Here is a 12682-nt window from a genome sequence, read left to right as displayed (position 1 = left end):
TTAATTTTTAATCACTTCTATCTCCTCTTTCAAGTTGAGCTGTGCCGGAAATTGGGGATAGAGTTGCTGTAGAATACGGGAGAGGGAGGAGAGGGGAAGGTACAGCTCATTTGAGCTGGTAAAGATCAGCGGGAACGGCAGGCAGCCATCGCTGATCTTTACCATAGGGATTACATCACCCGCATACCAGGCTGTGCACCTTCATGAGGTTCCAGAATCCACAGCTCCTTACCACCAGGGCCAGCAGCCAGAACCATACCTTCACTCACGCCGAATTTCATCTTGCGTGGTGCCAGGTTGGCGACCATGACCGTATGCTTGCCGATCAGAGCTTCCGGCGCATAGGCTGACTTGATACCGGCGAAAATGTTACGCGTTTCCGCCTCACCAATGTCCAGCGTCAGACGCAGCAGTTTGCCAGCGCCTTCAACGTGTTCGGCATTTACAATTCTGGCGATACGCAGATCCACTTTGGCGAAGTCGTCAAACTTGATTTCTTCCGCCACCGGCTCTTTTTCCAGCCATTCGTTCCCGGTCGTTTGTTTGACAGGCGTCTGTGCCGCCATCTGTGCCAGAACTTCTTTACTGGCTTCAATCATGTTACCCACCTTATCGGCTTCAACACGGGTCATCAGCGGTTTGAACTTGTTGACCCCGTGATCCAACAGCAGGAACTGGCTGTCAGCCCATGTCAGTGGCTCAACGTTCAGGAAGGCTTCAGCCTTAACAGCCATGGCAGGCAGAACGGGCTTCAGGTAGATCATCAGCAGGCGGAACAGGTTGATGCCTGCGGTGCAGATATCGTGCAGCAACTGATCCTTGCCTTCTTCTTTAGCGACAACCCACGGTTTCACTTCATCAATCCAGGCGTTGGCCTTGTCGGCCAGGGCCATGATTTCACGCATGGCTTTACCAAACTCACGGCCTTCGTACAGTTCGGCAATTTTGTCACCGGCTTTCTGGAAGTCTGCGGTCAGCTCAGGAATCAGGTTGTTGGCAGACAGCTTGCCACCAAAACGTTTTTTGATAAAACCAGCGTTACGGCTGGCAATATTAACCACCTTGCCCACCAGGTCGGAGTTCACGCGCTGAATGAAATCATCGGTGTTCAGGTCCAGGTCGTCGATACGGCTGGACAGCTTGGCAGCGTAGTAATAACGCAGGTATTCCGGGTCGAGATGATCCAGGTAGGTGCGGGCAGTAATAAAGGTGCCACGGGATTTGGACATTTTCTCGCCGTTTACGGTCAGGTAACCGTGAACGCTGACGCTGGTGGGGGTGCGATAGTCTGTACCATGCAGCATCGCAGGCCAGAACAGACAGTGGAAGTTAACAATGTCTTTACCGATAAAGTGGTGCACTTCGCAGTCGCTGTCTTTCTTCCAATAGTCGTCGAAGTTCAGGTCATCACGACGGTCGCACAGGTTTTTAAACGCCGCCATGTAACCGATAGGCGCGTCCAGCCAGACGTAGAAGTATTTGCCTGGCTCGCCCGGAATTTCGAAACCGAAGTAAGGCGCATCACGGGAAATGTCCCAGTCCTGGAGACCGGTATCCAGCCACTCTGCCAGCTTGTTAGCGATTTCATCGGAGATGGTGCCGGAACGGGTCCACTCTTTCAGGAAGGCATCGAAGTCAGACAGTTTGAAAAAGAAGTGTTCACTTTCTTTTTCCACCGGTGTCGCGCCGGAAATGGCGGAACGGGCGTTCTTCAGGTCCGCCGGAGAGTAAGTAGCGCCACAGGCTTCACAGTTGTCGCCGTACTGGTCTGGCGCGTTGCACTTCGGGCAGTCACCTTTAATGTAACGGTCGGCCAGGAACATTTCTTTCTCAGGGTCGTAAGCCTGAACAATGTTGTGGCTGGCAATATGACCTTTCTCTTTTAATGCCAGGTAGATGGCTTCGGACAGCTCACGGTTTTCATCGGAGTGTGTTGAGTGGTAGTTGTCGAACGCCACGTGGAATTCGCTGAAATCACGCACACGCTCTTTGTTGATCAGGGCGACGGACGCTTCCGGCGTAATACCCTGTTTTTCAGCGTGCAGGCTGATGGCGGTGCCGTGGGCATCATCGGCGCACACGTAGGTGCACTGGTTGCCGAACAGCTTCTGGAAACGAACCCAGATGTCAGTCTGGATGTATTCGACCAGGTGGCCCATGTGCAGCGGCCCGTTGGCATAAGGCAGGGCGCTGGTAACGAGAATCTTTCTTTGGCTCATGCGTGTACTGTTTCGCTCGAACTGGCAGATTTTGGGGAATAATCTGCCATTATACTTCATTGTGTTCCGGGAGCCATAAGGGGAGATAGTGGGGGCTGCTATATATGCTCTTGATTAAGAGCTGAAAAACAGTAATCGCCTCCCTGAATTTTTTCCGAAGTGTTTGTAATCGTGGTACAAGTCAATTACTACTGGCCCGTGAGTCCAGGCGGCAATTTCATTTCTGAAAAGGGCTCTGCCGAATACAGCACTGTAAAAGCCCTGAGCGTAATACGCCAGCTTCTTGCTGTTTTTTCTTGTCTGGTTTCATGCTGCCTGAATCTCTACATCCCAGCCTTCACCGGTTTCCACAAGATTCAGCACCAGTTCGTGATACTTCCTGTCCAGTTCTGCCAGCTTATTAAGAATACCTGTAACAGCACTTTCACCGATGGATTCCATATATAAATCCCTAATGGCCTTGTCTGCCAGTACGGGGATTGGTTGAGTCCCTTTTTCCCACATAGCAATAATCTGGTCAGACTTATCCAACAAACTACCCAGAGCCTTTTGGGACAAGTCCAGCTCTATTCTCAGGAAACGAAACTCTTTAGCCTGCAATGGAGCTTCCATGTTGACCAGCCCTTTGGCGATAGCCATGTGCAGACCGTCCATATCATGGATTGAAATACCTTCACCGGAAGGCGAGCTGTTCTTTTGATAGCCGTTCTTCAGGTAAATATTATCCAGCCCACAAGCGGTATAATGGTACATAATCAACCCTCCCATGTGGTGATCACCAGACGTGACCTCCCTTTCCTGCATACGCAGCAGGGCATGATCAAGAAAGTCCAGATTATAGCTGTCAAACAGGCCGGGATTGAATGCATTAATCAGTGTTCGCCTGCCATTTGGTATAGAGGGTGATGCTCAGTCACCCTGTAATAGTGCCTTTACGGGGGTGACCACCACCATCAGGTCATCGCCAGGTCGGCACAGGGCGGCATGATCCCTGAGGCTGGCGGCAATTTTATTGGGTGCAATAGCATTATTTTCATTAACCAGCTTGTGAACCAGTCTGGCCATTTGTTCTGTGGTGGCGACTTTGGTCATGCCATCGCTCATCTGGATAATGTAGCCTTCCGGAGACAACTCTGACTGGTCGAACAGGGTGACTACCGCCCTGGGGCAGACAGCGCCATCATAGATATGGTCTCCAATTGAGCTGGCACAACCAATACCTTTATCCCCGTCATGGGTTGGGTGCCTGGTTTTAATGCGAAACTCACCCGGTTTTTTCTGCAACTCTGTTACTTCGCCACCCCGTTCAAGGGCTTGCTTGTCATAGCGGGCGTTGCTGTTGCCGGTGATTTCTGCATCCTCTGATAACTGGATGAAACCACCCGTTTCGCTGGGCGCTTTTTGAGGGTTGACGTAGATGGCCCGACTGTCGCCGACATTAACGATACATAAATACTGACCGACACCTGTCGCAAGGTTAAGCGTTGTTCCGCCACTTTTATAGTCTTCTTTACGATCAAGGTCTGTAGCCATTGCCTGAAAAGCAGATACCAGTCCGACTTTGGTCAGTTGGTCGATATTGTGGGACTCTAACCGGTTGATTGCCGCAGAAGGCAGGTATTGAGCTGTTTTTCTGGCAGCGCTGTTATCATTTTTCGAGCTGTGTCCATCCAGTACCGCTGTCATTTTTACAGGAACCCATTGCCCGGCAATAGTGCCATGCCGGACAAAAGCAGTGGCAAGGTCTTCCATATCGTGTGAGATGTCGCCACCGGCCCCTGCGATGCCTGTTGATGACATATCCTGAGGTATATATTGAATTTCATAGCCGTAAGCAGGCGTCCTGAATTCTAATTTCCCTTCGAGAAGCTGCTGGAACTTCTCATAGTGCCCGGTGGTTTCTTTGTCCTTATCCTGAGCGGCCGCCTTTTCTCTGTTTTCAGCAAGCTCTGCGTTCAGGGCGTCTTTATCAACGGTGACTTCATAGTCCATATCACGCAGGTCTTCAGGTGTTACCCCCAGGCTACGCATTGAACCGGTAAAATTGAGCTGCTCTTTGCAGGTGGTAAAAGCCTTGCCGTTACTGTTTGCAGGTTTGAACAGGTTTTCGCTGTCAGGCAGCGCCGAATCTTGCGCTGTCAGTGGAGTAGCAAGAGCCCGTTTTCTTTTTGCCCGGAGTTCACTGGTTAGCTGGTTTAGTAATGCTGATTCTGTCTGGTCATCCCGATAAGAACCCGATTTTCGGATGGCCAGCTCTTTAACTCGTGCGCTGCTGATGGAGCATAGCTCCTGAAAAAGGGCTCGCCGGGAGTGGTCATCACTGAAGTCACCGGCAAATTCCCCAGACATCTTTTTTTCAAGAAATACCATCAGGTTTTTATAATCACCTTCTCTTATATCAGGTAAGTAGGAGATAGCGTTGTTATCCGATCTGTTTTGGGTATAGGGTCTGACGTTGGGTAGAAAGGGTTTCCGGGCGGAGTCTTCAAAGTTGCAGGCTAAGGGTCTTAAGCCACTTCCACTGAAGTCTGACACAGTTGCTGCACTGATTCCCCGTTCATTTAACTGTGTGGCAGTTGCGTAATTATTGATACAGCTTACGAGGTTTTCCTGATACTGGTTGAACGTGAGACCTTGTGTGTCGGTGACTGTTTTTACTTTTGCCAGAGCCCAGCCTGACCAGCTATCGGTTGCACCGTATTTTTTGTCAAACTCGCTTTTTGAAAGTAGTTCTCCACCGGAAGACAAACCAAGCGGATCTTCTGAATGATGGCTCTCGGCATACGCACGAATTTTTGTACAAAAGTCATAGAGGTTCGGATAACTGCCCGATGCCACACCATCATTGCCTGTTGTCATGTTTTTACCTTCCGTTGTCGGTGAAGAGGAATGACAGGGCTATCGGCGAAATCATTCTGAGCCTGATGAAAAATTGTCTCTGTTGCTCACTTCTGGCTCGGGGTAAACTACCCGCAGTACAATCAGAGGTGGGAAGTGCTGAAAAGTGTAAATATACGCATTGCTCTTTTGCCGGCAGAGGAGCAGACTTGCCCGCCCTTTTTTCTTTCAGAAAAATCCTGATATTTTTGCAGGGTGTTTTGTCATGGCTGTTTGGGCAGAACCGGCGACAGGCCCGGATCATCGCCAGCAAGCGTTCGCCCGATCCATGTTTAATTTCAATGACCGGTAGACCGGAACCGGGAAGGCAGGTATTGTTAAATCCATGACCGAAGAGGATCGAAAACAGCGTTATATTCGTCAACGCAACGCCGGTGCATTGCCTTGGGAGCTTGAAAAGTCGACACCTGTCGAGCCGGAACATCCGGTTTTTTCTCAGGGTATCCAGCAGGAAGTTCCGGCAGCACCCTTGAACGACGGTGCCAGGGTGCAGCCTTTACCGGATGATTTTCAACCTGATCCGGTATATATCGAGTTTCTCGAAGTTCACCATGGCATTGATCGTGAATTTACTCTGGCTCAGCTGGTTGAGTTCAAACTGTACTGGCGTGAGACCGGGGAAGCACGCAAGGCATGGCAGAACAAGTTCAAGAACCATGTGATCTACCAGTGGAAGCGGAGCCAAAGTGAAACAGGGCAGAGAGCTAATCGATCAACAGCTGAAAAGCTTACAGACACCAGCTGGGCAGACGGCATACAGCTCGACTTCGACGACACCGACGACTGAGCCTGTGCAGGGGGCTGGTACTCGCCAGAGTGCTGGTCAGAGTGAAAGCGCAGAACAGCAACAAAACTACCGCTACGCTATCAATACCCTCTTTACACTGCTTGAAGATGCTTACCCGTTAAAGTTCAAACGGGCATTCCCAACCGAAGAAGATCTGAACCGGGCCAAGCGGGTCTGGTTTCAGTCTCTCAAGGAATTTCACCCACGGCGTATTGTTAAGGCGGCACAGAAAGCGCTGGATACCAGTAAGTTCTTCCCGGACCTGAGTGATATCCGTGATCTGTGCAAGTTGCGCTATGACGAGGTGGGTTTGAAGGAACCCCTGCAGGCGTACTATGAAGCCTGTTACGCGCCGGTGCAGACCCGTGATTATCATTGGTCGCACATTGCCGTCTATCTGGCAGCTAAACAGACAGGCTGGATGACGCTGCGCAGTGAAGAGCAGCGTATTGCTCTGCCAGTTTTTGAGCGCAATTACGAAATCATCTGCAACCGTGTACTCGATGGTGAAGACCTTGAGGCAGAGATTTTTCAGGGTCTCGAAGACAGTCGCAACAAAGAGGCGGTCAGGCTGGCGGATGAACAGGCTGAACAGGCACTGCGGCAGCAGATGGAAAAGCAGGGGATTGACCCGGATGCCGGGCGTGATGCGTTTATTCAGATGCGTGACCAACTGCTCAGAAATAAATCATAACTCTTTCTCTTGCCCTGCCTCTTTCTTTCGCCTGAGGCGGGGTTGCTCCGGAAATTTTTCACATCGTTATCTTATTTTTTGCATAACATCGGCTGCCGGGAGCCGGACATGGCTGAGTGCTTAATATCAGTCACAACCCCCGTCACAACCTCCGCCAAAACCTCCGCCAAAACCCTCGTCACAATCTCCGCCAAAACCTACGGCAAAACCTACGCCAAAACCTACGTCAACACCTACGGCCCTAACACCAGCGGTGTTTGAGCGCGCCCTCTGTGCCCTTATTTTCTCAGCCCTGGTAATAGGAGCGTTAATAGCTTGTGCGTTATGATCAATTAGTAATTCCATGATCTCGCCGTGTCCATAGTAATGGGCATAGGTATAAGCAGACCAAGGCCCCTCCGTTTTGGGCTTCTTAGGGTTTATTCTATTAATTTCCCGAACTATACGGGGGTCTGCCAATAATTTTTTCATTGTTTCGGGTTTGTTATTGATGGCGGCTGACATCAAAGCAGTACAGCCCTTTGGTGTTATAACGTTTGGGTCAATCAGCGGGCGGCCTATGCTGTTTTCCAAATTAAGAAGGTAAGGGATTAAATCTGATTTATCCTTATGTTTGCTTGCTGCATTCAGAAATATCATCTCTGCAATATATTGATCTTTCAGTGGTGGGTATGAAAAATTAGATAATTTTTTTCCTGCAAATTTCAAAATACCATGGCAACAACGGTCAGCAATTAAACAAAAGGCGTATGCAGTAAAAGAGCGTGAGACATTAATTGAAGCGTTCAGATCATAACCATTTATCAGAACACTTATTAATAATCTATTCCAGTTTTTGTCACCGATTTTTTCTTTTGCGCTTTTGGTCAGCAGTAAGCTCAACAGGTCCTGCCCCTTATTATTTTTCACAGCTACGCTCCCCGGATGAGCCTTGTCGAGCAATATCTTAACCATATCCCAGTGGTTATTTAACGCTGCACTGATCATCGGGGTGTTGCCGCTTTTGCTGCTTCGGGCATTAATATCAACGCCAGCCTCCTGCATAACGGTCTGGATCGACATGACGTTTGATGCTGCAGCTTTTCTGTGAAGCCACTGGCCGCTTTTTGAGGCGATAAAGTCATGGAAAAAATCTTTTGGTTTATGATTTGGCACGCGGAATTTATTAATTGACTTATTAATTAATTTGACGGGTTCAGAAGGCCTGCGGAAACACCCTTCTTGTTGAACCTCCCGAGGGAGATCACAGGCATTGATGATATGCTGTCTTAGTTGTTTCTTACTGCTAATAGTTTGAGGGCTAACCTCGGTAAGAAAAGTTTCAGAAACAGGTGAAAAACTGACAATGTAAGGCCAGGGTTTTTCCTCTCTAAGCTGAAGTGGCGTTTTACCTTCACTGTTTGATATTGATTGCAGGAAGGTATAGTCAACAAAAATGGAAGCAGCCTGCTTTTTTATTTCCTCAATGATATCATAGTGGTTATTTCTAGTGGCAGCATGCAAGGCTGTATCGCCATAGAATGTTTTACTTTTTCCAAATAGTATTTCTTTTTTGTTTTTCGTGGAAAGAAACGATTTAACTTTTTCAAAGTCTCCGTTTCCTGCTGCAGCAACAAAATCGTCAATAATCTGCTCTGAGTCGTCTACCTCATCAGGATCGTCATTATCTGTGGGATTATCATCTCTGTGCGGCTCATTCCCATCATTCCCATCATTCCCATCATTCCCATCATTCCCATCATTTCCGCCGTTACTAAAAGAGTTGTAGTTATTGTTACTGCTTCCTGAGCCCGACGGCCTGTTATTTGATCTATTCTGGCCTGCCCCATCTTTACCTGAGTGCCGTTTGCCTTTTCTGCTGTTTTCCTCAGTATTGCCGTCTGCCGGCTCGTCAGTAATATTGTTCTTTTCATAGGGACTCACTCCATTGGATGACTGATACCTGTAAAATTGCCGGGCAAGAGTTTCAAGATTAGTTACCAGGTTAATCAGTTTCTGCCGGTCAGGTGATGTTTTTTGCAGTAACAATCCCAGTCGTTTTTTGAGCTCATTATACAGAATACCTGCTGCAGTTTGTTGCCAGTCTGCATACATTTGCAGCGCTTTTTGATTCAGATTGCGGGTGATAATAATGACACTTTCCGGATTTGCACTTAAAAAGACCGGTGATTCCTCTATCATTTTGATCAGGCTTAACTCCTGATACTCCTGGACTTCCCTGGCATTTGTCAGTAAGCCTTCAATCAGCAAAGCCAATCTTACAGATAACGCTGGACCGGGTACGGATGAAGAGGTGTGCCATTCATGTATATCCCGCCAGTCCGCCTCGATGACCATAACCCTGTCACGTAAAATAAGAGCCAGGTCGGAATGACGCTCTTCTGTAGCCTGAACTATTCTGTCTTGCAGAATGGCTAATAATTGATTTCTCTGATTTATTCCCTCGTTAATCAATTGCTCAAACCAGTGTTCGCTGGTGGTTAATTCCGGGTAAATGTGAAAATCAAACAGAGTTTTATCGCGGTTAAGTTTGTCACCGCCTCCATCGTTACCTCCACTTAGGGTTTTTCCAGTGGCAGTTACTGCGCCCACCATGTCCTGTAACGATTCGATGAGTACTGATGTCTTTAATAAGGACAAATAGGTTGCCAATAACCCGTTCAAAAAAGCTTCATAGAGTCTGCTCCGCTGTTGATCTGTTAAGTTTTGGAACAATGTTACAACAACGACAGGTTTCTGATTGATTAGAGAAATATACGCAGTGGATGAATGTTCTGAGGCTGGTTGGATTGCAAGTTTTTGCTGCTGATTAATCACCCGTTGAAACTGTCGCTTAAGTTCAGTCTGCTGAGGCTCTCCGATACTGTCGGGAATTAACAGGGTCTTTATCTGCAACAGGAAAGCGGTCGGTTGTGCTTGAAAAGCGGGCTTTGTTTCGGGTAAATGAAAATCAGGCAGCAGCCGGGAGTGATGGAATAGTGGCACTTGTACGCCTTTCCAGTTTAAAACGGGAAGGTATGTGCCCGGGTTGCTATTGATTATTTTAAACGGGTTAAATGATGTTTTATAACGATCAGATTTCGACTCTTTATTAAGAGTGCAGCTTGTGTCGCCATCAAGAATAAAGGGGCGTTTCAGAGGAGAGGGTGATGTTGACAATACTGTGCAGGACGTACCCTGATGCCCGTATCCATTTGTCGTGAGTAGCGTGGCAAACAATAACAAAGTGCAGATCACTGCATGGCAAAAATTAAAGTCAGGCAGTCTTCCGGCGCAATATGTCATTAGTTTACCACTCCTTTTGATTGGGATTGGTGCTTTAAGATACAGAAGGGAAAATTAGGTTATTCTGGCGGGTTTTGCTAAAAATTTTATTACTTAGTCTTCTTCAATATGGCACGGTGACAAATCCATGGCGCTCAGGTTGAACAGGCACTGCAGCAGCTACCCTGCCTCTTTACTTTCGCTGAGGCAGGTTTGTTCCGGAAATTTTTCACACTCTCACTGCACGTCGTTTAAAGGTAATGCCTCCCAAGATCTGGGAATGGCAGAGCGCTTTAGTTTGTACCTTGCACCCATAACACCCATAATTGTACCCAGCAGCAAAATTATGACTCCGGCCGCTATACCCACTCCCATTTGCCAGTCTTCCGTACCTTCTGAGTTTTCATTTCCTTTATTGTCCGATAGCTGGCTATAACTATTGTCCGATAACTGGCTATAACTATTGTCCGATAGCTGGCTATAGCCTGTTGAAGCTGAGACCGATGATATCGAAAGTGTTTTTGTCACCAGACTTTGTGAGAAGCCGGACGGCTTGCTGGCTGGCGTAGATTGGGGAGAGAATCCTTTGGTACTACTGACTTGCTTCACGACACTGGGCGAGTAGGAGGAGTCAGGTGTATCTGAAAAACTTTTATGGATACTTCCGCGTGTTGATTTTAACGACAGGTGACTTTTGGAGGTCGTGCCAGGGATGAATGAGTCACTGTTATGCCGGGGAGGATTGCGCAGGGGGTGGGAACTAAAGACCGGCATGGTGGTTGTCCTGGCTGTTTTTAGAGGTTGGGGTGATTGCTCGGTTGGGGAAAGAAACATCCCGACACTAGTTCCGACACTATGGGATGAGTCAGAGTGGTGACTCAGGTGACTTCCCTTGGCTGATGTTGATGATGAACGACGAGTTGTGGGAGAGGGAGTGATAAAGGAACTGTCCCGGCTTTTACTGGAACCGGGCAGAATTTGTGAGCCTGAAGGTTGAATCGGTGTACTTATGGTTGGTTTCGGTTCCGTGTACGATGTTTTGGCTGCATCCCCTTTGGACGGAGAATCCTGAATGCCTCTGGTTGTTGTATCAGGCAGGCTGCTCTGAGTCTTGGTAGTCATTGCAGGTGTAGAACCCAGGGCGATTGTTGAAGTATCGTTGTTTTGATGGCTTCGTTGACTGACAGGCGTTGTGAATGAAGGAGTAATAAACTCAGGTGGTCGTACGGTTGGGGCTACGAACCCTTTCGGACAGGTGGTTTTTCCATCAGAAAACACAAAGCCACCGATGATATTTGTGTCTTCAAGTTGATAGCAGGGGTGATAGTCGCCTGGTTTAAACTGGTTCCTGTTGTCGCCTGCCAGTGTAACTGGTAGTGTCAGATCATTTCGCCGCTCAATCACTACCCTGTCAGCAAGAAGCTGGTTCGATTCCAACACCAGCTTTTGATAACCAGTTAAAGACAACGCAACCTGATAACCTTTCAAGGTGTTGCCTGTGATATTGACCGTCAATGGGTTTTGCCAGTTTTCGCTAGTTTGGCTGGGGCCGGCAATACTAATACCTTTTAATGCCTGGCTTTTTGTGGTGATAAACTCGTTGCTGGTGATTTCAGCTGTAACGTGTTCAGGAAGAGCAAGGCTCAGTGCCTCGGGGGTATCCCCCAGGATCTGATTGTTTTTGAATTCTAAAGCCTGAACAAACTCAGGTTGTGGTGATGCATCCTGATAGGCGATGTTAATGTCCATCGGTGTTTCAACTTCACCTTTATAACAGGAGTAAACCTGGTTATTTGAAAAGCCAATCAGAGTTCTGTTGCTGAATAACGTTGAATCGCCAGTCTCGGATTGACGATCAAGCCGAATTTTAATCACAGGTTGAATTATTTGAAAGAACTCATTTCCAGTAATATTAACCATATAGCCATTTTCCGGTACTGCCATCGACTTAAGGTTCAGCTCTCCTGTCAGCATCTCTGAGTAAAAATCATGGGCTAAGCCACTGATAGTCTTTACTATGCTGCCCCGATCGCAATATTGTTCTCCGCGAAACTGTTCAGTATAACTTTGGGTAATTGCTGGGAGTGTTGTTACACCGGTGACCAGAATGCCTGCACCACTGAAGTAAATCAGCACCTTCTTATTAAAGGTACTCTTATAATGAGCGCCATAAGAGCCGTTAGAACATTGATGGTTGGGTACGACTTTTTGCTGCAGACCTACAAAATAACCTTCAGCAAAAGAGCCATTGCTGCTGTTCAGTGGAACCCCGATTAGTTTCTGCCCTGCCTTCAGCTGGATGCCATCTTTAGCTTGAAACAGGTCAAGCCAATCACTGGGCAAAGCGGAAGCCTGGCCGTCCTGTTTTCCAGCAATGACAGCTTTTTTCGAGGAGCAATCTTCCCCGGCCTTTATGATTTCTGATTTCATGCCCGCTGCAACCAGAAGAAAAGCGGTACCCACACTATCTTCCCATTTTTTATTGTTATTATTGAAACTATCTACAGCTTCGTTAATGTAGTTACCCCTGACAGGAGTTATGATTACGCACCGGTCAATAGGCTGAGGGTCATTTGCAGAAGCTCGCTCCAGGGCTTTTACTGCTGCCTTCTTCATGGCTTCGTTAGTGAGACGCTCTATCCCTTCGAGATTTCCGGAACACAGTTTATAGAGCTTTAGTTCAGCAGATGACGAGTCAGTGGTGGCTGAGGTGGCATTATAGGCAGGAGTGAAAGTAGGCAATGCTACAGAATAATATGAATATAAAGTTGTTATCAAAAAGGTAAAAAGATGCAGATATTGTGGAGATTTCATAGTTAC

9 protein-coding genes are annotated in these 12682 nt (G+C 47.7%); 2 read left to right on the top strand and 7 right to left on the bottom strand.

The window, feature by feature from the left end; genetic code table 11:
• The 5 genes from NX720_RS04595 to NX720_RS04580 form a co-directional block, all read right to left on the bottom strand.
• On the bottom strand, positions 1-165 hold the full coding sequence (locus NX720_RS04595) for a hypothetical protein (RefSeq protein WP_262599708.1): 165 nt from the start codon (positions 163-165) through the stop codon (positions 1-3).
• Between the two features lie 5 nt (positions 166-170).
• On the bottom strand, positions 171-2219 hold the full coding sequence (gene metG / locus NX720_RS04590) for a methionine--tRNA ligase (protein ID WP_404831047.1): 2049 nt from the start codon (positions 2217-2219) through the stop codon (positions 171-173).
• Between the two features lie 114 nt (positions 2220-2333).
• Complete coding sequence (locus NX720_RS26995; protein WP_404831079.1) at positions 2334-2498, bottom strand: type II toxin-antitoxin system antitoxin SocA domain-containing protein; 165 nt, start codon at positions 2496-2498, stop codon at positions 2334-2336.
• A gap of 27 nt (positions 2499-2525) precedes the next feature.
• Positions 2526-3023: a helix-turn-helix domain-containing protein gene (locus tag NX720_RS04585; RefSeq protein ID WP_262599706.1), complete on the bottom strand. Its 498-nt coding sequence runs from the start codon at positions 3021-3023 to the stop codon at positions 2526-2528.
• A gap of 105 nt (positions 3024-3128) precedes the next feature.
• Positions 3129-5078, bottom strand: coding sequence for a PP2C family serine/threonine-protein phosphatase (locus NX720_RS04580; protein WP_262599705.1), 1950 nt, complete (start codon positions 5076-5078; stop codon positions 3129-3131).
• Between the two features lie 364 nt (positions 5079-5442).
• Here NX720_RS04580 and NX720_RS04575 point away from each other — a divergent pair, with 364 nt between their 5' ends.
• Entirely contained in the window at positions 5443-5904 is a 462-nt protein-coding gene (locus NX720_RS04575) for a DnaT-like ssDNA-binding domain-containing protein (RefSeq protein WP_262599704.1), read from the top strand.
• Positions 5905-5908: 4 nt separating this feature from the next.
• Positions 5909-6598, top strand: coding sequence for a replication protein P (locus NX720_RS04570; protein ID WP_262599703.1), 690 nt, complete (start codon positions 5909-5911; stop codon positions 6596-6598).
• 126 nt (positions 6599-6724) lie between these two features.
• On the opposite strand, the gene NX720_RS04565 is transcribed toward NX720_RS04570, so the two are convergent.
• Entirely contained in the window at positions 6725-9883 is a 3159-nt protein-coding gene (locus tag NX720_RS04565) for an ankyrin repeat domain-containing protein (protein WP_262599702.1), read from the bottom strand.
• Between the two features lie 216 nt (positions 9884-10099).
• A complete protein-coding gene (locus tag NX720_RS04560; protein WP_262599701.1) occupies positions 10100-12604 on the bottom strand; it encodes a hypothetical protein in 2505 nt (834 codons plus the stop codon).
• Positions 12605-12682 lie beyond the last annotated feature (78 nt).

It is taken from the genome of Endozoicomonas euniceicola (assembly GCF_025562755.1).
Classification (GTDB): Bacteria; Pseudomonadota; Gammaproteobacteria; order Pseudomonadales; family Endozoicomonadaceae; genus Endozoicomonas_A; species Endozoicomonas_A euniceicola.
Note: the sequence above shows the minus strand (reverse complement) of the source record. Positions and strands in the feature narration are given on the sequence as shown.

Excerpts from the sequence above, each read along its gene's own strand:
- NX720_RS04595 (WP_262599708.1), bottom strand. The coding sequence starts at position 165 with ATGGTAAAGATCAGCGATGGCTGCCTGCCGTTCCCGCTGATCTTTACC.
- metG (WP_404831047.1), bottom strand. The coding sequence starts at position 2,219 with ATGAGCCAAAGAAAGATTCTCGTTACCAGCGCCCTGCCTTATGCCAAC.
- NX720_RS04585 (WP_262599706.1), bottom strand. The coding sequence starts at position 3,023 with ATGCAGGAAAGGGAGGTCACGTCTGGTGATCACCACATGGGAGGGTTG.
- NX720_RS04580 (WP_262599705.1), bottom strand. The coding sequence starts at position 5,078 with ATGACAACAGGCAATGATGGTGTGGCATCGGGCAGTTATCCGAACCTC.
- NX720_RS04575 (WP_262599704.1), top strand. The coding sequence starts at position 5,443 with ATGACCGAAGAGGATCGAAAACAGCGTTATATTCGTCAACGCAACGCC.
- NX720_RS04565 (WP_262599702.1), bottom strand. The coding sequence starts at position 9,883 with ATGACATATTGCGCCGGAAGACTGCCTGACTTTAATTTTTGCCATGCA.